This is a genomic window from Mycolicibacterium mageritense (assembly GCF_010727475.1).
GTDB lineage: Bacteria > Actinomycetota > Actinomycetes > Mycobacteriales > Mycobacteriaceae > Mycobacterium > Mycobacterium mageritense.
Genome location: NZ_AP022567.1, coordinates 3,689,709 through 3,709,529, shown reverse-complemented (window position 1 = coordinate 3,709,529; position 19,821 = coordinate 3,689,709). Strand labels below are relative to the sequence as shown.

General features: G+C 64.7%; 23 protein-coding genes. 8 read left to right on the top strand and 15 right to left on the bottom strand.

Annotated elements, in window-relative coordinates; genetic code table 11:
* Positions 1 to 28: 28 nt before the first annotated feature.
* Complete coding sequence (locus G6N67_RS17790) at positions 29 to 790, top strand: GntR family transcriptional regulator (protein ID WP_036429881.1); 762 nt, start codon at positions 29 to 31, stop codon at positions 788 to 790.
* A gap of 71 nt (positions 791 to 861) precedes the next feature.
* Here the strand turns inward: G6N67_RS17790 and fgd are convergent, their stop codons facing one another.
* Positions 862 to 1,872 carry a glucose-6-phosphate dehydrogenase (coenzyme-F420) gene (gene fgd / locus G6N67_RS17785; protein WP_036434712.1) on the bottom strand — a complete coding sequence of 337 codons (1,011 nt, stop codon included), beginning with the start codon at positions 1,870 to 1,872 and terminating at the stop codon, positions 862 to 864.
* 35 nt (positions 1,873 to 1,907) lie between these two features.
* Here fgd and G6N67_RS17780 point away from each other — a divergent pair, with 35 nt between their 5' ends.
* The 3 genes from G6N67_RS17780 to G6N67_RS17770 all read left to right on the top strand — a co-directional run bounded on the left by G6N67_RS17780 (position 1,908) and on the right by G6N67_RS17770 (position 4,278).
* A complete protein-coding gene (locus G6N67_RS17780; RefSeq protein ID WP_036429883.1) occupies positions 1,908 to 2,645 on the top strand; it encodes an MBL fold metallo-hydrolase in 738 nt (245 codons plus the stop codon).
* Between the two features lie 182 nt (positions 2,646 to 2,827).
* The gene (locus tag G6N67_RS17775) at positions 2,828 to 3,589 is read left to right on the top strand and encodes a GntR family transcriptional regulator (RefSeq protein WP_051578523.1); all 762 of its coding nucleotides are present in this window, start codon (positions 2,828 to 2,830) and stop codon (positions 3,587 to 3,589) included.
* A 14-nt stretch (positions 3,590 to 3,603) separates the two neighbouring features.
* A complete protein-coding gene (locus G6N67_RS17770; protein ID WP_036429884.1) occupies positions 3,604 to 4,278 on the top strand; it encodes a substrate-binding domain-containing protein in 675 nt (224 codons plus the stop codon).
* Here G6N67_RS17770 and G6N67_RS17765 read toward each other — a convergent pair.
* The 8 genes from G6N67_RS17765 to G6N67_RS17735 form a co-directional block, all read right to left on the bottom strand.
* Complete coding sequence (locus G6N67_RS17765; protein ID WP_036429886.1) at positions 4,275 to 5,069, bottom strand: hydroxypyruvate isomerase family protein; 795 nt, start codon at positions 5,067 to 5,069, stop codon at positions 4,275 to 4,277. The genes G6N67_RS17770 and G6N67_RS17765 overlap by 4 nt on opposite strands.
* Positions 5,066 to 5,497, bottom strand: a complete 432-nt coding sequence (locus G6N67_RS17760) for a RidA family protein (RefSeq protein ID WP_197747971.1) — start codon at positions 5,495 to 5,497, stop codon at positions 5,066 to 5,068. Before G6N67_RS17760 ends, G6N67_RS17765 begins: the two co-directional genes overlap by 4 nt.
* A complete protein-coding gene (locus tag G6N67_RS17755) occupies positions 5,494 to 6,396 on the bottom strand; it encodes an alpha/beta fold hydrolase (protein WP_230021769.1) in 903 nt (300 codons plus the stop codon). The genes G6N67_RS17760 and G6N67_RS17755 overlap by 4 nt, the downstream gene beginning before the upstream one ends.
* Positions 6,335 to 6,589, bottom strand: coding sequence for a class II aldolase/adducin family protein (locus tag G6N67_RS39690; protein ID WP_374762509.1), 255 nt, complete (start codon positions 6,587 to 6,589; stop codon positions 6,335 to 6,337). Before G6N67_RS39690 ends, G6N67_RS17755 begins: the two co-directional genes overlap by 62 nt.
* Positions 6,492 to 7,022: a class II aldolase/adducin family protein gene (locus G6N67_RS17750; RefSeq protein WP_230021771.1), complete on the bottom strand. Its 531-nt coding sequence runs from the start codon at positions 7,020 to 7,022 to the stop codon at positions 6,492 to 6,494. The genes G6N67_RS39690 and G6N67_RS17750 overlap by 98 nt, the downstream gene beginning before the upstream one ends.
* The gene (otnK, locus tag G6N67_RS17745; protein WP_036429891.1) at positions 7,019 to 8,236 is read right to left on the bottom strand and encodes a 3-oxo-tetronate kinase; all 1,218 of its coding nucleotides are present in this window, start codon (positions 8,234 to 8,236) and stop codon (positions 7,019 to 7,021) included. The genes G6N67_RS17750 and otnK overlap by 4 nt, the downstream gene beginning before the upstream one ends.
* Before the next feature lie 13 nt (positions 8,237 to 8,249).
* Complete coding sequence (locus tag G6N67_RS17740; protein ID WP_197747970.1) at positions 8,250 to 8,858, bottom strand: hypothetical protein; 609 nt, start codon at positions 8,856 to 8,858, stop codon at positions 8,250 to 8,252.
* Positions 8,859 to 8,925: 67 nt separating this feature from the next.
* Entirely contained in the window at positions 8,926 to 9,870 is a 945-nt protein-coding gene (locus tag G6N67_RS17735) for a glutamate cyclase domain-containing protein (protein WP_163642224.1), read from the bottom strand.
* A gap of 108 nt (positions 9,871 to 9,978) precedes the next feature.
* On the opposite strand from G6N67_RS17735, the gene G6N67_RS17730 reads away from it, so the two are divergent.
* Entirely contained in the window at positions 9,979 to 11,361 is a 1,383-nt protein-coding gene (locus tag G6N67_RS17730; RefSeq protein ID WP_081812440.1) for an MFS transporter, read from the top strand.
* A 124-nt stretch (positions 11,362 to 11,485) separates the two neighbouring features.
* Here G6N67_RS17730 and G6N67_RS17725 read toward each other — a convergent pair whose 3' ends face one another.
* Genes G6N67_RS17725 through G6N67_RS17715 form a run of 3 tightly spaced genes read right to left on the bottom strand, consistent with a single transcriptional unit; the run spans position 11,486 to position 13,433 of the window.
* Complete coding sequence (locus G6N67_RS17725) at positions 11,486 to 11,776, bottom strand: hypothetical protein (RefSeq protein WP_370466257.1); 291 nt, start codon at positions 11,774 to 11,776, stop codon at positions 11,486 to 11,488.
* 44 nt (positions 11,777 to 11,820) lie between these two features.
* Complete coding sequence (locus tag G6N67_RS17720) at positions 11,821 to 12,936, bottom strand: LLM class flavin-dependent oxidoreductase (protein ID WP_036429897.1); 1,116 nt, start codon at positions 12,934 to 12,936, stop codon at positions 11,821 to 11,823.
* Positions 12,933 to 13,433 (bottom strand): GNAT family N-acetyltransferase, encoded by a 501-nt coding sequence (locus tag G6N67_RS17715; protein ID WP_036429900.1) that lies wholly within the window; start codon positions 13,431 to 13,433, stop codon positions 12,933 to 12,935. The genes G6N67_RS17720 and G6N67_RS17715 overlap by 4 nt, the downstream gene beginning before the upstream one ends.
* Before the next feature lie 273 nt (positions 13,434 to 13,706).
* On the opposite strand from G6N67_RS17715, the gene G6N67_RS17710 reads away from it, so the two are divergent.
* The gene (locus G6N67_RS17710; protein ID WP_036429902.1) at positions 13,707 to 13,931 is read left to right on the top strand and encodes a hypothetical protein; all 225 of its coding nucleotides are present in this window, start codon (positions 13,707 to 13,709) and stop codon (positions 13,929 to 13,931) included.
* A 56-nt stretch (positions 13,932 to 13,987) separates the two neighbouring features.
* Positions 13,988 to 15,352, top strand: a complete 1,365-nt coding sequence (locus G6N67_RS17705; protein ID WP_036429904.1) for a DUF445 domain-containing protein — start codon at positions 13,988 to 13,990, stop codon at positions 15,350 to 15,352.
* A 5-nt stretch (positions 15,353 to 15,357) separates the two neighbouring features.
* Here G6N67_RS17705 and G6N67_RS39270 read toward each other — a convergent pair whose 3' ends face one another.
* Together G6N67_RS39270 and G6N67_RS17695 are read right to left on the bottom strand one after the other, a co-directional pair.
* Entirely contained in the window at positions 15,358 to 16,383 is a 1,026-nt protein-coding gene (locus G6N67_RS39270; protein WP_051578525.1) for an Abi-alpha family protein, read from the bottom strand.
* Between the two features lie 90 nt (positions 16,384 to 16,473).
* Entirely contained in the window at positions 16,474 to 17,715 is a 1,242-nt protein-coding gene (locus G6N67_RS17695; protein WP_220101422.1) for a PucR family transcriptional regulator, read from the bottom strand.
* 132 nt (positions 17,716 to 17,847) lie between these two features.
* Here G6N67_RS17695 and G6N67_RS17690 point away from each other — a divergent pair, with 132 nt between their 5' ends.
* A complete protein-coding gene (locus G6N67_RS17690) occupies positions 17,848 to 18,699 on the top strand; it encodes an SDR family oxidoreductase (protein WP_036429906.1) in 852 nt (283 codons plus the stop codon).
* A 70-nt stretch (positions 18,700 to 18,769) separates the two neighbouring features.
* Here G6N67_RS17690 and G6N67_RS17685 read toward each other — a convergent pair whose 3' ends face one another.
* Positions 18,770 to 19,786 (bottom strand): aminotransferase class IV, encoded by a 1,017-nt coding sequence (locus G6N67_RS17685; protein WP_051578526.1) that lies wholly within the window; start codon positions 19,784 to 19,786, stop codon positions 18,770 to 18,772.
* Positions 19,787 to 19,821: the final 35 nt, after the last annotated feature.

Genomic DNA, 19,821 nt, shown 5'->3' with positions numbered 1-19,821 from the left:
CCGGGTCGTTTTGGTAGACACTCTGGGCATGCCTGCGACATCAGGCGGCCCCGTGGCCGAGGACGTGCGCAGGCGCATCCTGTCCATGCTGGCGTTGGGCACGCTGCGGCCCGGCTCGCGGCTCGGCACCGAACGCGAGATGGCCGAGAACTTTGCCGTGTCCCGGTCGACGCTGCGCAGCGCGTTGCTGCCGCTGAGCCAGGCAGGCGTGTTGGAGCGGCGCGCGGGCCGCGGTGGCGGCACGTTCGTGCGGGCCGACGTGGTGGAACGCAACGCCGGGGAACTGGTGGGGCTGCCGGCCCGGTTACGCAGCGGCGGTCACACCAGCACCACGCGGGTACTGGCGACCGACCGCAGGCCCGCCACGCCCGTCGAAGCGCAGGCCCTCGAAATCCCGCACAGCACAGAGATATTCACTATCCGGCGGCTGCGTTTCGCCGACGGTGTACCGCTTTCGGTGGATCTGGCGTGCTTTGTCGCCGAGCATATGGCGGATCTGCTGGAACAGCCGCTCGGCGGATCGCTCTACGAACTGCTGCGGGTGCGCTACGGCCTGACACCTGCCACCACCACGGAGACCATCGAAGTGGTCAGCGCGAGCCCGCGCGAAGCGCAGTGGCTCGGCATCGCGCACCGCAAACCACTGTTGGCCATCACCCGCGTCACGTGTGACAACAGCGACCGGCCGTTCGAGTATGCCTATGACCTGTTCCGCGCCGACCGTGTGCGGCTCACCGCCACGAGCCACGGCACGGTCGGCGCGGTGCGGCGCTCGGTGAACACCGCCTGAGTCGCCAATGTGAAGAAGATGGCGATGTTTCTCGAAAATCTCGCCATCTTCTTCACGTTCGGCGAATCAGCTCAGCCGAGCTTGCGCAGCCGGGGCTCCAGATCCGTCTTGAACAGGTCGAGGAACCGGCGCTGATCGTGACCGGGCGCGTGGAACACCAGGTGGTTGAGACCCCAGTCGACGTAGTCCTTGACCTTGGCCACGGCCTCGTCGGGATCCGACGCGACGATCCAGCGCTTGGCGACCTGCTCGATGGGCAGCCCGTCGGCGGCCTTCTCCATCTCGATCGGATCGTCGATCGAGTGCTTCTGCTCGGCCGTGAGCGACAGCGGCGCCCAGAACCGGGTGTTCTCCAGCGCGAGCTTCGGGTCGGGATCGTAGGAGATCTTGATCTCGATCATCCGGTCGATGTCGTCGGCGTTGCGGCCCGCGGCCTCGGCGCCCTCCTTCACGGCGGGGATGAGCTTGTCCTTGTACAGCTCCTCACCCTTGCCCGAGGTGCAGATGAACCCGTCACCCGCGCGGCCCGCGTACTTGGCCACCACGGGGCCACCGGCGGCGATGTAGACCGGCACACCGCCCTCGGGCACGTCGTAGATCGAGGCGCCCTTGAGCCGGTAGTACTCGCCGTCAAAATCGACGCGGTCGCCCAGCCACAGCTCGCGCATGAGCTTGACCGACTCCCGCAGCCGCGCGAAGCGCTCCTTGAACTCCGGCCATTCCCCGGCGTAGCCGGTCGCGATCTCGTTGAGCGCCTCGCCGGTGCCCACACCCAGGAAGATGCGGCCGGGGTACAGACACGCCATGGTCGCGAACGCCTGCGCGATCACCGCGGGGTTGTACCGGAACGTCGGCGTCAGCACCGACGTGCCCAGCACCAGGCGCTCGGTGCGCTCCCCCACCGCGGTCATCCACGCCAGCGAGAACGGCGCATGCCCACCCTCGTGGCGCCACGGCTGGAAGTGATCACTGACCGTCGCACTGTCCATCCCGGACGCCTCCGCCAGCACTGCCAGCTCGACGAGTTCCCGGGGCGCGAACTGCTCCGCAGAAGCCTTATAACCAAGTTTGAGTTCAGCCACGAGTTCGTTTCTACTCCAGTCCATAGACTCGCGGCATGGCAGCAGCCCTGAGCGCGATCACCGAACGGGTGCACTTCGCGCAAACCGACCTCGTCAACTGGACTGTGGTGACCGACGACGACGGCGTCATGCTGATCGACGCCGGATACCCTGGCCAGCGCGCCGAGGTGCTCGAATCGATCCGCCGGCTGGGGTTCGACGCCGACGACGTCCGCGCGATCCTGCTCACGCACGCCCACATCGACCACCTCGGCTCCGCCATCTGGTTCGCGAAAACCCATGGCACACCGGTCTATTGCCACAGTTCCGAGGTCAGGCACGTCAAGCGCGAGTACCTGGAACAGGCGTCCCCCGCCGATGTGATCAAGCACATCTGGCAGCCCCGCTGGCTCAACTGGACCGCAACGCTCATCGCCAAGGGCGGAATGAACCACGCCGGGATTCCCACTGCGCAAGCCCTCACCGACGCCGACGTCCTCCCGGGCACGCCGGTGCCGGTGCCCACCCCGGGGCACACCGGTGGGCACTGTTCGTTCATCGTCGACGGGATCCTGGTCAGCGGCGACGCCCTGGTCACCGGGCACCCGCTGATTCCACGGCCGGGCCCGCAACTGCTGCCCGCGTTGTTCAATCACGACGAAGAGGCGTGCCTGGCGAGCCTGAAGACGTTGGCCACCGTCGACGCCGACGTGATGCTGCCGGGGCACGGGGCGGTGTGGCGCGGGCCGATCGCCGACGCGGCCGCCGAGGCTCTCACGCGGCACGGATCCTAAGACGAGGCTTCGGCCATCGCGTCGTTGATGGCCTTGTCCACGAGTCTCGCTCCGCGCGGCGCATCGGACCGCGAGTCGGCCCATCGACCAGTGCCGTCCGCAGGCGGCGATATGTTCTTCTGCGCCGTCCAGCTCGGTCAACGTTCGAGCACATTCTTGGATACGTGACATATGCTGAAGGTATGGGTGATCAGGCAATCGCTGCGGAAACATCCGGAGCGTCAAGCAGCGGCTCACAGACCGAGGCCGCACTGGAACTCATCCGGTCGAGGATCATCGATCTAACCCTGCCCCCTGGCAGCAGGATCGATGAGGCACTGCTGCTCAAGCAATTTGAGCTCGGCCGAACGCCTGCGCGAGAGGCGATCAACCGGCTCGCGGCGGAAGGCTTCGTCAGGATCGCGCCGAATCGGGGAGGCACTTTCGTCCGCAAGCTCGACCTTGCGGAGATGAGCGAGATCATCGTGGCCCATCAACTGGTCGAAAACACCCTCGGTCAGCTCTGCAATCTAGATGACCCATCTCTCGTCGACGACTTGCGTGCGATCCAGGAGGACTACCGACAAGAGGTCGGTGACCGACATTACCTGCGGATCACGGAGCTCAACGAGGCCTTCCACATGCGGATGAACGCCTCGATCGGGAACTCCTTCTTTATGGAATTCGCACGTTCCACCCACCACCACGTGCGCCGACTTCTCATGCACGTGTACAGCCTTGAGGCGTCCCGGCCAGATCATCAGGATGAGCAGTTCCAGCTCAATGTGGCCGAGCATGACCGAATCATCGAGGCAGTGGCCGCCCACGACCGCGCGACCCTGACGGATTTGCTTCCCGCACATGCCGGTACGACACAAGAGCGACTGGTCGACATCATCCGCAGCAAGAAGGTCGCGCCGTTTGCGATCAACGTCAAAGATCCAGCACTCAATTCATATACGTAAGATATACTTTCTATGTGACCACCGGTGATCTCGTTCTTTTCAGCACACTCGCAGTCCAGGGCCCACTCGAACACGACGTTCTTCCCGCACTGTCCACCGAGTTTCGAGTTCGCACTGTCTTTGAACCCACTGCGGTACTGCTTCAAAAGATCGACGAGGGCGAACGCCCCGACACGATCGTGGCGGTAAGCCACGATATCGACGGCTTGCGCCGGCGTGGGCTTGTCGGCTCGTCTGTCGCGATTGCGTCCACCGGAGTCGGTCTGGGAGTTGCCGCAGGCGGCCCGCGACCCGATCTATCCACGGTTCCGCGGTTGATCGCGGCACTGAAAGCGGCTCGCTCGGTCGCATATTCCCGGTCTGGAGCCAGCGGCAAGTACTTCGCCAAGATCCTTGACCGCCTCGGCATCGCTGACGAGATCAATAGCCGCGCAACGATCGTCGAAAAGGGATTCACCGGACTGGCGGTACTGGATGGCCGGGCTGACATGGCGATCCAGCAGATCAGCGAGCTGAAGTTCGTTGAAGGCATCGAAATAGCCGGCGCGCTGCCCGCAGAACTTCAGCATCGCACGGAGTTCAGTGCGGCGTGCTTCGTGGGCTCGGGTGCCACCGCGCCAGCCCTGTTACAGCAGCTGACTACTGCTTACGCCGGTGATGCCTACCGGCGTGCGGGCCTGGACTGTTAACGCGCGCCGAACTTCGCCAGCCAGTCCAGACCGAGGGCGGTGGACACAGTGGGCTGATATTCGCATCCGATCCAGCGGTCGTGGCGCGACCGTCTGAGTTGTTCAAAAATCGGCTCCCATTTCATTTCTCCCGTTCCCGGCTCGCCCCGCTGGGGGATGTCGGCAACCTGAACATGGAAGATCCACGGGTCGAGGGTCTGCAGCCTGGTCACTACGTCACCTTGCGTGACCGCGCAGTGATAGACGTCGAACAGCACGCCCAAGTGGTCGGTGTCGACAGCTTCGACGACGGCGGCGGCTTCCTCTTGCGTCTCGAGCAAGTACCCGGGGCGGTCGCCATGGTTGATGGCTTCGATCACGAGCCGTACTCCCCCTTGCGCCGCCTGCTCCGCGGCCCACGACAAGTTGTCCAACAACGTGCCGAAAACTCGGTCGCGACTCAGGCCCGCAGGCCGAGTGCCTGACATCACGTGCACGAGCCGACAATCCAGTGCGCCGGCGTAGTCGAGGGCACGGTGAATATCTGAGCGGAAGACGCGTTCGGCACCGGGCAGGCCCGCCGTACCGGCGTCGCCGGGCGAACCCGGTGACGCCGTCGGTGTGTTGATGAGGATTTGGGTCAGACCGGCATCTCGCAGGAGCCCGTGCAGCACCGCAGGCGGGTATGGGTACGGCGATGCGTACTCCACTGCTGCGAAGCCTGCCTCGGCCGCAGCAGTGAACCGTGCCTCAAAGGGAACCTCGGTGAACAACCATTTGAGATTGGCGCAGAATTTCAGCGGTGCTGTCATCCCTTGACCGCGGCGATCACTTCGATTTCCACGCAAGCCCCGTGCGGCAGCTGCGCCACCCCGATCGCGCTGCGTGCGTGTTCTCCTGCAGCACCCATGGTTTCGGTGAAAACCCGTGAGGCCGCATCAAGTACCTTCCCCTGCTCGGTGAAGTCGGGGGCGCTCGCCACGAATCCGGTGATCTTCAACAATCGCGCGAATCGATCACCGAGTCCGGCGCGAAGCACATCAACACACGCCTTCGCCGCCAATGACGCCGCCAAACGTGCGCAGTCCACATCGACGGTGTCGCCCACCCGGCCGCGGTGGACCAGTTCACCGTCGAGTCGCGGAAGCTGCCCACTCAGGTAGGCGATTCCGTCGTGCTCGACGATCGGTGTTACGAAAGAACTCGGCGCGTTGACAGACATGTTTCTCCCGATGGTCACGGTTGGAGGGTGGTGGCGAAGTCACGGATCTGGCGGGCCAGTTCCTCCGGTTGTTCCTCTGGGATGTAGTGACCGCTGTTGGCGATGACACCGCCGCGGACATCACGACCCAGTGGCTTCATACGCGAGTAAAGGTCGGGGGCACTTCCGACATCGCCGCCCAGCGCCAACACCGGAACACTGAGTTGCTGCTGCTGCAGGGGCTTGTTCTGCTCAATATCCTCCAGTACCGCGCGGTAGTAACCGAGCATCCCGCGCATACCGCCCAGTGAGCTGTACACCCGCTCGTACTCATCGATGTCGGCAGTGCTGAACGTGCCCCGGAAGTTCCGTGTCTTGCGGCTGAAGAACCATTCGATGAGGATCCGTTCACGGCCGGCCAGCAATGCCTCGGGCAAGTCCGGTATCGGGTTGAACAAGAAGTGCCAGTTGCGCCAGTTGTCCGGGCCCAGGGTCAGTGTGGGTTGCAAGGTGACGCCGGGGATATTCGCGTCGAGGAGGACGAGTCCGCGTGTCTCGTCGGCGTATTGGTGCGCATATGGGTAGCCGACCCATGAACCGATGTCATGGCCTACAAACACGTAGCGGTTCTCGCCGAGTTCAGAGAGTAAGGCGTGCAAACGATTGGCTGTGGTTGCGGTGTCATACCCCCCGGCAGGCGTTTCGGAGTCGCCCTGTCCGGGCAGATCAACGGCGATCACGTGGTGGTCTTCAGCCAGTAGCGGCATGACCCGTCGCCACGCGAAGCAGCTCTGGGGGAAGCCCGCCACCAACACCACCGTCGGACCCTCACCTGCCGTGACGATGTGGAAGCCCAGATCGGCCGCGCGGACCATTTCATGATGGAAGCTGCAATTGGACATCAGTTTTCCTCTCTGCGGTGGTTCGATACGTTTCATCTCGCCCTCGGGGATGAGCGACTTGTTTCGCGGTCAAGAGCCGGGTCGGCCAGTTCCTGAGCAAAAAGTACAGCTTGGCCGTCTCCTCCTGCTCTTCAACGGCTGTCGCAGCGGCTTCGAGCGACGAACCACTCACGAGGGGTCCGTGATTGGCGAGCACGAGCGCATGTGCCGAGCCCGCGCGTGCACCGATGGCTTCGGCGAGAGCAGCGCTCCCCAGGCGGGTGACACGGGATCAAAGGCAGACGGCCGACTTTCATGACGTGATAGGCAGTCAATGGAGGAATACAGTCACCGGGATCGAGCCCGTCCAGACATGAAACGGCGGCCGCATGGGTAGCGTGGAGGTCTACGATCGCGCCCGCCTTCGGGCGGTGTCTGTAGAGCGCGAGATGTAGGATCATCTCCTTGGTCGGCGGATCTCCGGAAAAGATGTCGCCGTCAAGGCTGACTTTGGACAGCGATGCCGGATCGAGTTCTCCCAGTGCGGTGTTGGTCGGGGTCATCAACCAGCCGTCCGCCAACCGCACACTGATGTTGCCGCCGCTTCCCGGGCTCAACCCACGGCGGTAGAGCAATGCGCCAACGGCGGCGATACGCTCGCGGTCGATGCTCTCCCGGCTCATGGCAGCACCTCAAACGCACGGGTAAACAAATCAACGGATCCGAAGTTGCCGGACTTGAGCGCCAACGCAATGGGCTGCGGTCCGTCAAGCGTAAACGTCCAAGGCACACCGGGACTAATCTCGGGGCCGATGTGTAGGGTCCGCACCCCAAGCTCGTTAACAACTGCGCCCGAGGTTTCACCACCCGCGACAACCAAACGCCGCACACCGGCGCTGACCAAACCGCAGGCGATAGCCGCCATTGTCAGCTCGAGCTTCTCAGACGCTTTCACGTTCACCCGGCCGGCGGCGGTGTGGACCAGGACGGGGCCCTTGGCGAGACGAGGTGCCGCCCAGTCCAATGCCTCGCTGACGACGTCGGAGCCGGAAAGCACTGCCTCCGCGGATATCTCGAATGCGGGATGATGCGCCCGCATCGCGCCGATCTGAGCCGCGGTCGTCTTTGAGGCGCTGCCTGCGACCACCGCACACGCACCCCCGACACGAGGGACCGATGGCGGAGCACCGAAATCGAGCCGCAATGTCGTGAGCAGACCAGTCGCCAGTCCGGAGGCGGCAGTCACAAGCGGCAATTCAGCGCATGCTTCACCCAGCGCAACCAGGTCTTGGTCCGCGATGGCGTCTACCACTGCCACTCGAACGCCGGCCCCGCGCTGTTCGGCGAAGGCGTCGCGGATGGCCTCAGTACCCGATGCGACAGTCTTCCACGAGATCAAGCCCACCGGACCGGACGTTTGCCGGTTGAGCAGACGAACCAGGTTGGCATCATCCATCGGAGTCAGCGGATGGTTGCGCATCGATGATTCGTGTAGAAGGTCGGTTCCGACGAAGAGATGTCCGTTGTAAACGGTGCGCCCATTGACGGGAAGAGCAGGGCAAGCCACTGTGAACGCCGTGTCCAGCTCGGACATCAACGCGTCCATCACGGGACCGATATTGCCTTGCGGTGTCGAATCGAACGTCGAGCAGTATTTGAAGTAGAACCGCTGACACCCTTGCTCCCTCAGCCATTTCAGCGCCGCGACGGACTCGCGGACTGCGGCATCGGCCGGCGCGGTGCGTGATTTCAGTGCGACCACAACGACTTCGGCGCCCGTTGCCGGGAGATCGGAGGGAACACCACGAACGACCAAGGTGGGTAAGCCATGACGGGCGAACATGCCGGCCAAGTCAGTGGCACCCGTGAAATCGTCGGCAACGCATCCAAGTTGCATAACGGATTGTCTTTCAGATCGGTTTCGCGACTGCGGCTCGGATAGCGAGGACAGCCGATTCCGGCGCGGTGAACACCGGCACATTGACTGCGGCACGTACCTCCGTTGCGGCGTGGGATGTCGAGAAATGCGCCAACATGATCGCGTCGTAGTCGCCAAGGTCGGCCGCCCGCCCGGCGACGAGTCGATTGTGGTGTGCCACATCTCCTCGCCGAAGGGCATGTATCGCCTCCTCCACGACGACCGTGTGCAGCTCGCCGTCCCGCGACATTTGGGCGAACTCGGCCGACATCGAGGCAACCGCAGGGGCGAATGTAGCGAGCATCGCAATCCGCGTACCTTGCCCGAGCGCCGCCCGGAACATTGCCTCGTTAGGTTTCATGACCGGGATCGGCAATCTCTTACCGGCAAGCTCAATGGCAGGGCCGAATGCCGAGCAAGTCGCCAATATTCCACTCGCACCGGCCAAATGGCCGTACTCGGCGAAGGAAACAAAGCGGTCGATCAGCCGGCTGGTCAGCGCGGTCGTACGAGCCCGATCAATCGTGAGACCCGTGTCGAGCAAGTCGACCAGTTCTGCCTCGGGCCACCGCTCGGCGAACGCTTCATGGATGGGCGCCATAGCCACTGGCGTGGCATGCAAAAGGACGACGCGAGGTGGCGCGGCGTGTGACTCTGTTTCCATCGCCTCAGGCATTGGACGTTACGAGGGCAGTGATGCTCTCGATCACGCGCACATGGTCTTCCAGAGGTAGACGATCGATCGTCATCTGCAGCTGACCGGGACGGTCGACACGGCTGTCATCGATCGCCTGGCCGACGTTCACCGCGGCCTCCAAGATCTTCTCCTCGTTCTCCGCGTTGAAATGCTTGAGGAGGCGGTTAGCCAAGTCGGGGCGCAGGCGTGCAACGGCCGCCAACAGCGCGTAGGCGCCCCAATTGGCAACGCCCGCAACGATGAGATGATCGGCACCAGTCTGCGCACCGACGAGGCTGCCGTTCGGAATGTCGGCTTCCACTATCTCGCGAGGCAGCAACCCCATACCAATCTCGTTGCCGCCGTCGCCGATTCCGATTGTCTCCCATCTCGGCGTCCAGCCGGCGTCTTCGAAAAGGTAGTCCAGCGGAGCCGTGTCGTCTCCAATGTCCCAACCATGCTCGCGATGAGGGCGGCCATCCGAGCCCAGGGAGCAACGTTCGATAGCGATGAGGTGCGTCAGCGGCTCGGGCGATGCTTCGAGCCTGTCACGCAACTTACGCACGGACTTAGCCTCCACCCCAACCACTTCAAGATTTACAGGGCCTGGCAACACCTTGGTGACTGCCCACACCGCTTTAGCGCACGGGGCATCGGTGATAACCGTGACTGGAACACCCGCTTCAAGAAGCCCCGCGGCAAGTTGGCCCATGCCGTTGAGCCCATCGGTCTCCGGAGAAGGAGGCTCCGCGTGGCGCACAAAGAAGCCGCAGGTGATGCCGACGTGCGGCGCCTGATGTTGCGCGATCGATCGCGCGGCACGCTCCAGATGGCCCTGCGAGGATGCGGCGAGTCGGCCGATGTCTCGACGCACCGTCTGTCCGACGATCCGTTCCATCTCGGTGATATCGGGAGATGCTTGCTCGGAGATCAACATATACGCAACATATATTTCAAACATTGGCGCTGTCAACCTTTGTGGGAACCCCTTGACGAGTGCTTCAAGTCACATATACCTTACGTATACCTACGACTCGGAGGTTACATGCCCAACGACGAATCTCCGCGATCCCCGACGATCGCAACCGCCCCGACCACGCCGGCCTCGCACACCCAGCGCGGCCCGTTGGCGAAAGCCTTCGCCGCCAGCCTGTCGGGCACCGCGCTGGAGTGGTACGACTTCGGCATCTACTCGGCTTCAGCCGCCCTGGTGTTCCCCGTCCTGTTCTTTCCCAGCTCCAGCTCGGCGTCCGGCGTCTTGCTCGCGTTCTCCACTTACGCCGTGGGCTACCTGGCACGCCCGCTCGGCGCCTTTGCGCTGGGACGGCTGGGCGACGTCATCGGCCGAAAGCAGGTCATCGTCTCCACACTGCTGCTCATCGGTGTCGCCACATTCGCCATCGGGCTGCTTCCAACGTTCGACTCCATCGGAGTCGTCGCGCCGATTCTGTTGGTAACACTCCGGTTTGCGCAGGGTGTCGGCGTGGGCGGCGAATTGGGTGTCGCTCCGTTGTTGTCGAGCGAGTTCGGCGATCCCGAACGCCGCGGATTCTGGTGTTCAGCACCCCAGATGGGACCGGCGGCCGGCACTCTGCTCGCCAACGGAGTGCTGGCACTCCTCACGGTTTCGATGTCGGAGACGGCTTTTGTCACCTGGGGCTGGCGGGTCGCATTCCTGCTCTCGGCGCTCCTCGTGGCCGTTGGCTTGTTGATTCGACTACGACTGGAGGACACGCCCGTCTTCCGCGCGATCCGCGACAAAGGCGAAAGTCCTTCCGCGCCAGTTCGGGAGGTATTCGCAACGGAATTGCGTGGTTTGATCGCCGCGTCCTGCGCTCGAATCGGGCCCGATGTCATCTCTGCCCTGTTCATCGTATTCAGCCTCCTGTACGGCACCAAGAAGGCCGGGTTCTCGTCGTCAGAAGTACTGACCGCCGTGCTGATCGGCTCAGCCGGGCAGCTGGTCGCAGTTCCCCTCGCTGCCGCGTTGTCCGATCGCGTCAATCGGCGTCACATGTACGCAATCGCTACCGCCGTCGCAGCGATATGGCCTTTTGTGTTTCTACCAGGCGCCCTCAACGGCTCGTTCTCGTTCCTCGTTGCCGGCATCGTCGTCGGCCTCCTTCTGCACTCCCTGGTCTACGGACCGCAGGGCGCATTCATCACCGAGCAGTTCTCACCGCGCCTGCGTGCGACCGGCAGTTCATTGGCATACGCGATCGGAAGCACGTTCGGCGGAGCCGTCGCACCACTGGCGTTCACAGCCCTGTTGAACTGGCAAGGATCATGGTTGCCCGTCGCCGTCTACGCCGCGCTGGCATGCACCGTCACCGTCGTCGGCTGCACATTGCTCGGCCGTGACCACGACATGGAAGAAGAGCTGGTTTTCGCCCCCGATCATGATTCGACCTCGCGAGAGCCACGCTGAACATGCAGCGCCCGTTGATCATCCGCGATACCCAGACCGATATCGAGCATGGACGTCGGACGGCAGAGAAGCGAGCGTCCCGCTGCCCAAGGCCAGGTAATGCGGTTGAGACACCGAAACTGGCCTAGCTGAGCACCTTGTAGCCCAGCAGGAAGAACCCCGTCAGGCACAACCCGCAGGCCAGCACGATGGCAGGCATCAGGATCACCTGATCGAGCTCGTCAGGGTTGAGTTCCTCGTCGTCGCGCACCGGGCCGAAGAACACCCGGGCCGCCGCGGTCTGACGGAATGCATGCATGCGGCGGCGCATCGTGGTCGAGTCCACCCGGCGCCCGATGAACAGGCGCAACGCGACGCCGATGCCGAAGACCACGGCCGCAGCCGCCAGTAGCAGCGAGCCCACCACCACCTGCACGCTCGGCAAAGGCCACCCCCACCGGTAGATACCTTCGGGCCAGCCTATAGGTCGGTGCGCGCAGGCAACCCCCATCTCTCGGCGATCAGTTCGTGGGAGCGCAGCCGGTCTTGATGCCGGTGCGTGACCGAGGTGATCACGAGTTCGTCGGCCCCGCTGACGCGCTGCAGGGCCTCGAGCCGGTGGGCCACCTCGTCAGGGTCGCCGACGAATTGCGTTGCCGTGCGGTCTCGGACCACCTCGAGCTGCTCGGCCGTCAGCGGTGCGGACTCGTCGGGATCCGGATAGGGCACCGCGCCACCGCCGGCCCGGATCGAGTACACCCACTGGCCGTAGCTCGACGCGAGGTGACGGGCCGTGGCGCTGTCGTCGGCCACGACGACGTCGGCCGACACCACCACATAGGGTTCGGGCAGCTGTGCCGACGGCGTGAACCCGTTGCGGTACACCTCGATCGCTTCGAGCGCGGTGGCCGGTGTGATGTGGTAGCTCGCCACGAACGGCAGGCCCCTGGCCGCCGCGACCCGGGCGCTCTGGCCCTTGCTGCTACCGAACACCCACGGTGTCAGCGCGGCGCCCGCACCGGGCACCGCGGTCCCGACGTCGTAGCGGTCGGCGATCATCGCCAGGATGTCGTCGACCTGATCGGCGAAATCCGGTGCGACGGCGTGTGGTTGCTGCAGCACCGCCATCCGCGATTGCAGCCGCGGGTCACGCATCAACGCGGCGATGTCGAACGGCGCGGGGATCACCACACCGTCGATCTCGTGCCACTCGCGCGGTGTGCTGGGCTTGTGGGGCGCCTCCTTGACCGCCTCGGCGCGCTTCTGCCCCGAGCGCCCGACCCCCAGATCGATGCGGTCGGGGTGGAACGCGGCGAGGGAGCCGAAGCTCTCGACGACGGCGACCGCGGTCGTGTGGCCCAGCTGCACGGCCGCGGTGCCCACACGTATGCGCTGGGTGGCGGCCGCGATCTGGCCGACCAGAACCGCGGGTGACGAGCTGGCCACCGCCACGAAGTGATGTTCGGCCACCCAGTACCGCTTGAAACCCCACCGGTCGGCGTGCTGGGCCAGGTCGACGGTGTTGCGCAGCGCGGTGGCGGCGTCGCTACCCGCACTGATCGGCGCGAGGTCGAGAATGGAGAGCGGAATCGTCATGGCAGCGCCTTCTCGAACGCGATCGGATAGACCGTGCCGTCCCCTTCGGCAGGCAACTCGAGCGCCAGCCGCCGGTAGCCCGACGAGAGGTACAGCGCCTCGGCCTCGGGCTGGCGGTGGCCGGTGGTGAGGAAGATGCGCCGATAGCCACGCGCCGTGATCTCGGCTTCGAGGGCCACGAGCAACCGTTTCGCGTAGCCGCGCCTGCGGTGCCCGCTGTCGGTCCAAATGCGCTTGAGCTCGGCAGTGTCGGCGTCGTAGCGCTGGAACGCGCCGCCGGTGACCGGCCGGCCGTCGAGCAGACCGATCAGCAGACCGCCGCCGGGCGGTGCGAACTCATCGGCCGGGTGGCCGCGCAGCCACTCCATGACGCGCTCGGCTGTGCCGCCGTAGCGACCCGAGTATTCGACGGCCAGCTCGGCCAGCAGCGGCTGGGCCAGTGGGTCGTCTTGTCCCACGGCCTGGAAGCGCAACCGCTCCAACGTTGATCCGGGCATCACCTCAATGTCTAACGTGTGGGCCCGGCGCGCATTCCGGGCGGGGCATATTTGCTCGCCGTGATTCGAATTCCGCCGAGGTGGGGCGGCGTCACCCGAATGGCCGACATTTCCGCGGGCGTCATTTTTCCCACTGCCTCGGATTGTAGACACGCACAACATTTCCCGTGGATTGCGACAACGCCACCCGCAACTGCCGATGGCGGGGTCTGCGGCGTGGCTAGTTTCCTAACTGGGATCGACCCGCAGGCCCCGCAGACAAGGAGTGACGCCATGGCCCAAAACGCTTCCGGCCTACTGTCCAAGGTTCTCGACAGCACCAAGGATCTACTCGACGACGTGAAGGATCTGCAGACCACCACGTCGAATTCGGTCAACGACGTCACCAACGAGGCTGTCAAACAGCTGCGCAAACGCGCGAAGGACGTGACCGATCAGGTGGAGAAACTGGCCAAGCTCGACACCGCGAAGCCCAAGAAGAAGAGCAAGAAGAAGTAGCCCGCCGATCACGCCCAAGCCACATCGCCGGCGCGAGCGGAAGGAGCGGGTCACACGTGACCACCGTCAATCTGGCGACGTCGTCCTTCATCGACTGGGAGGAGCTCACCGGCCAGTCGCGATTCGTCATCGACATGGTCAGCATCCCCATCTTCAGTGCGATCGCCGGACTGATCACGAACTGGACCGGCGTCTGGATGCTCTTTTCGCCCACGCATTTCACGGGCTTCTACGTCCCCGGCCTCAAGACCCTGTTCCCGCTGTTGCCACGCAAGGTGCAGATCCTGCCCATCTTCGCGCCCAACGGAATCCTCGGCTTCCAGGGCTTCATCCCGTGTCGCGCAGAGAAGATGGCCAGCCTCATCGTGGACATGTCGATTGCCCGCATCGGCGGCATCGGCGACTTCTATCAACAACTCGAGCCCGACAAGATGGCCGAGCTGATGGCCAAGGAGGCACGGCCCCACATCGCGCGGATCGCAGGTGAAGTGATCAACAGCAATCATCGGTGGTTGTGGGACGCATTGCCCGCGCCGGCACAGCAAAACGTGATCGCCACGATTGAGGCACGGGTTCCGGCGATCTCACAAAGGGCGTTTGCGCGCGTCGGCGATCACATCGACGACCTGCTCAATGTCAAGCTGATGACGGTCAACCACCTCCGGCGGAACCCGGCCGTGCTGAGCGACATCTTCAAAGGCATGGGTGCCCCCGAGCTGAGGTTCATGGTAAAGATCGGCGCACTCGGGTTCTTCTTCGGAATCCCGCTTGCGCTGTACCTCAACTGGATTCACGAGTACCACCCGCCGGTGCTGAGCGCCGTCCCGTCGTGGTTCGTGGTGCTCGCGGGCGCCGCCGTCATCGGAGTGGTCGTCAACATCCTGGCGATCAAGATCGTGTTCGAGCCCGGCTCGCCCCAGCCCCGCTACAAGTATCTGTGGAAGCAGGGCATCTTCCCGAAGCGCCAGCACGAAGCTGCCGCGCAGGTGGCGACCATGATGTCCGAGAAGGTGCTCACCGTAACGAATTTCACGCGCGAGCTGCTGTTCGGCGCGAGCGGCGACAAGACCGCGTCCTACCTGGCCGAGGTCGTTGCCGAGGAAGTGGACCAGATATTCAGCCCGCTGGCCGTGAGTGCGGGGCAAGCGCTCGGTGTCGTGGACTGGGACGATCTGGAACGCAAGGTGAGCACCGAGATCGTCGACCTGGCACCCGAAGTCTTCTACTCCGAGGAGTTCAACGAGGAGAAGGCAAAGAAGATCGCCGACTTCGCGACCACGAAGTTCCGCGAGCTCCCGCCGGACGAGTTCAGCGAGATGCTCTATGCGGCAATCGAACAGGACGCCTGGTTGCTCTATGTCCACGGCGGGCTGCTCGGGATCCTGGTCGGCGCGACCCACCTGTTGCTGTTCGGTTGGTGAGCCGGTCAGCCCTTGTGCCGCAGCGCGGGCGGACCCTTGCCGATGATCTTGTCCTGCCGCCCGTCGGTGTCCCAACCGCCCGCGTGATACCCCTCGGTGTCGAAGCACACCTCGATGAACTGCTCACCGAACGGCGTCAGGCGCAGACTGCGAAAGACCGTGACCGCCTTGGGCACGCTCTCGATGGCCTCCACCGCGGCGGGCTGAACCTCCAGCAGCGCGTACCGACGGTAGTCGTCGACCGGTTCGCGCGAGAAGTTCAGCAACCCGAGCCGGTGCAGGTTGGCGAAGTAGTGATGATCACGATCGGGCCAGTGGCAGCCGGCCATCTGGGCCACCATGGTGATACCACTGACCAGCAGCACCGAGCCGATCTGGAACAGCGTCTTGGTCCGCACGTCGATCACCGGCTGGGTGCCTGCAACGGCCATGAAGCGCAGGATACGGGCCTCGTCGGGCAACAACTCGTCGATGATCCGCAGGAACGACGGATGCATGTCGCGTCGCTGGTAATCCGGCTGGTACGAGATGCGGATCAGCGCATTCCCGCGTTTACGCAGGGCCGCAGCCGATTCCGCTGACCCCTGGGTGCCGAGCACGCGTCCGAGTGCCTCGGTGACGCCCGCGACGGGCGCAGCCGCCAGCCGCCCGGCACCGAGCACGGGCCGCATCGCGAGGTTGGCCGCGGTGTCCACCGCGTCGGTGACCGGATTGTTCGGGATGCCCACGGCGTTGCCGAGAATGCCAAGCGCGCCAAGCGGTTTTACCGTCGGTTCGGTCGGCTTGCCGGCGTCGTTGTCTGCCACCGTCTTCTCCTGGAGTCCATCGCCCCGCAGCACGCTCGCGACGTCGTTGAGCGCATCCGTCATCGCACCGAGCGGATTGTCGGTCAAGTCGAGCCGGTGTTTTCCGGCGGGATTGGCGTTTCGTGTTGCGCCCAAGGCCAACTGGCCTAGGGCGCCGAGCAGGTTCAGCGACTCGTCGGCAGCCGGCTGCGACTTCTTCTGCTTCTTCTTTCCCTTATGCCCCATGGGATTCCCGATCAGGTGGCAGGTGCTCGACCTCAACCCTAGGGCACCGGGCCCAAAGTATGTGGTGAACCGTCATTTTCGGGCCACCAGCTAGCCCGTCGACCGCCGGGGCCCCACGCCGCCCCGCCGACCGTTGTCGTCGTGCGAGCCCAGCGCATAGGTCGCCGTCACCAGCTCGGCAAGGGTTCGCGGCTCGTTGAGCGATCGGCCGGTCAGTTCGGTGATGCGGTGCAACCGGTACCGCACTGTGTTCGGGTGACAGTGCAGCGTGCGCGCAGTCCGTTCGGTCGACCCGCCTTCGTCGAAGTACACGCGCAACGTCTCCAGCAGGCCCTGCCGGTCTTCCGCGGGCAGGTCAAGCACCGCGCCCAGCACATCCTGGGCCATGCGGCGCCCCTCGTCCGGGTCACGCGCGACGAGTCCCGCCAGCGGGCTCGAACTGAACTCACGGATGGCGGCGTCACCCGCGGGTATCTCGGCCAGTGCGGTACGCGCGAGGTGGAATGCCCGAGGGGTGTCGGCCAACGATCGATACACGGGGCTGAGCCCGGCCCGCGTGACCCCCGCCTCCCGGAGCATCCGCAGCATCAACCCGTGCTGATCCTCACGCAGCGAGACGACGCCCGCGTACAGCGTCGTGTTCACATACCACGCGGAGACGATGCCGTGCTCCGCCAGCCGCTTCTCGACCGCGGCCCTGCCGTCCTGCGGCGTCCCCGAGGTTTCGACGACGGCCACCACGAGACTGCCGTCGAGGGACAGCCCCAGCATCTTGCCGATCTCCCACGGACCCGAGTTGAGCACGATGTGCCCGCTGAACAACGCGTCGACCAACGCCGCCCGCCTGCGCTCATGCGCGGCCACGAGTTCGGCGGTCGCGTCGCGATAGGAATCGGTGAGCGCCCGGGCCTGTGCGTCGGCCCGGTGCCACAGCACGTTGGCCACCTCGGCGAGCGCGCTGAGCGACCGCGGGTCGACGGCCCCACGGACTCGCCCGGCCAAGCCGTCCCAGAGCGTGGTGTTGGCGATCCGGAAGGCCTGCAGCACCTCGGGCAGCGGCGCCCGCTGACGCGCGCGCGTCCGCCCGGTCTCCTCGGCGGCGCCGACGTGCGACGTTGCGTCGGGGTCGACGAGCGCGTCGAGCAGAGCACCGAGATTGAGCGCGACGGACTGCTTGAGATCGTCGACCGGAACTGCGTCGCCGTGCCGGTAGAACTCGAGCTGCCCGCGGATGGCCGTGCACGCGTCGTCGACCACCTGAGCGAGATCCTCGCGGGCGCAGGTCACCAGGTCGTGGACGGCGGAACCGCTCATCCGGCGCATCGGCGTCATCAGACGAAAACTAAGGGTCGTACCGTGCGAACACACTGGCCGCGGACCACAGAATCCGACGCGGGTGTCGGCCGCACAGGACAAACAGCCGCCTCTTCCCTCCAAAACTTGACACGTGTAAAGTTCGCCGCCATGGACAACATCAGGGGCAAGACCATCGCGATCACCGGCGCCGCTCGCGGTATTGGTTACGCCACCGCCAAGGCCCTGCTGGCCCGCGGCGCCCGGGTCGTGATCGGTGACCGGGACGTGGCGCTGCAGGAGTCGGCGGTCGTCGAGTTGACCAAGCTCGGCCAGGTGTCGGGCTACCCCCTCGACGTCACCGACCGGGAGTCCTTCGCGACCTTCCTCGACAAGGCCCGCACCGACGGCGGCGGCCACATCGACGTGCTCATCAACAACGCCGGTGTGATGCCGATCGGCCCGTTCCTCGAGCAGACCGAGCAGTCGATCCGGTCATCGATCGAGGTCAACGTGTACGGCGTGCTGACCGGGTGTCAGCTCGCGCTGCCGGAGATGGTCAAGCGCCACAGCGGCCACGTCATCAACATCGCGTCGTTGTCGGGACTGATCCCGCTGCCGGGTCAGGTGGTCTACGTCGGCGCCAAGTACGCAGTCGTCGGGCTGTCCACCGCCCTGGCCGACGAGATGGCCCCGCACGGAGTGAACGTTTCGGTGATCATGCCACCGTTCACCAACACCGAGCTCATCGCGGGCACCAAGTCGAGCGGCGCGATCAAGCCCGTCGAACCGGAGGACATCGCCGCTGCCGTCGTCAAGACGCTCGACAAGCCCAAGACCCATGTGTCGGTGCCGCCGCCGCTGCGCTTCACCGCACAGGCCGCCCAGATGCTGCCGCCGCGCGGGCGGCGTTGGCTCAACAAGAAACTCGGCCTGGACACCGTGTTCCTCGAGTTCGACTCGGCCAAGCGCAAGAGCTACGAAGACCGCGCGCAGGCCGCCCAGGGTGTCATCGAGAGCTGACTTTCTCTGCCGAGCAGACGTGGCGGTACCCGGGAATGCGCATTCCCGGGTACCCAAGCGTCTGCTCGCGCTAGTAGGGGATGGGCTCGATCAAGGGAGAGGGTTCGTCCATCAGCGCCCAGAACCGGTCACGGATCGCGACCGTCAACGGGCCGGGCTCACCGTTGCCGATCGCCTCACCGTCGAGCGAGTTGATCGGGGTGACGCCGCCTGCCGTGGTGACGGCCATGAGCTCGTCCGCGTCGTAGAGCTCGTGACTCGTCACGTCACGCAGCGTGGCCTCGATGCCCATCTGGTCGGCGATCTCGAACACAGTCTTACGGGTGATGCCCGGCAACGCATTTCGCGATGGTGACGCCAGCTTGCCGTCCTTGACCACGACGACGTTGAAGCCCGGGCCTTCGGCGACGCAGTTGTCGGCGTCCATCAGGATCGCGGTGCGGGCGCCGCGGTCCTTGGCCTCGAAGCTCGCCGCGGTGAGGTCACCCCACTGGTAGTTCTTGATGGTCGGGTCGACGGTGTTGCGCCCCGCGCGACGGACGTGGCGCGGCACGATCGCGGTGGTGCCGAAGATCTGCTCGTACGGCGGGAACGCCCACAGGTACGGGATGGCGTAGATGTAGACCTGGTGCGTGAGCTTGGCCAAGTCCTTCTCGCCCTTGCGTTTTCCGTAACCACGTGTGATGGTCAGGTTCACGAACGATTCCCGCAGCTGCGACAGCGACACGCACTTCTTGGTGATGGCAGCCAGCTCGTCCTTGGAGTAGCCGGCGTCAAGGCGCAGCTTGCGTGCGCCGTCGAGCAGCCGGTCGAGGTGGTCGCCGAGCCGGAAGATGTTGCCGTGCCACACATGTGCGACGGTGTAGGTCAGGTCGGAGTGGCCGAATCCGGTGTCGAAGATCGAGATCTTGGCTTCTTCGGCAGGCAGGTACTCGCCCTCGATCCAGGCCACACCGCCCGCGAACGGGCTTGTGGTGTCGAGTTCGTAGTCGCTGTACTGGATCACCGAGCCGGGCGGGGTGTCCTCGCGGATGGCGCCGGGCTCGACTGCGACGAGATTGCTGGTGCCGGTTTCTGTGACGGTCATTGGGTTTTCCTTCTGTTTCGGGTTGGCTCTGCCGC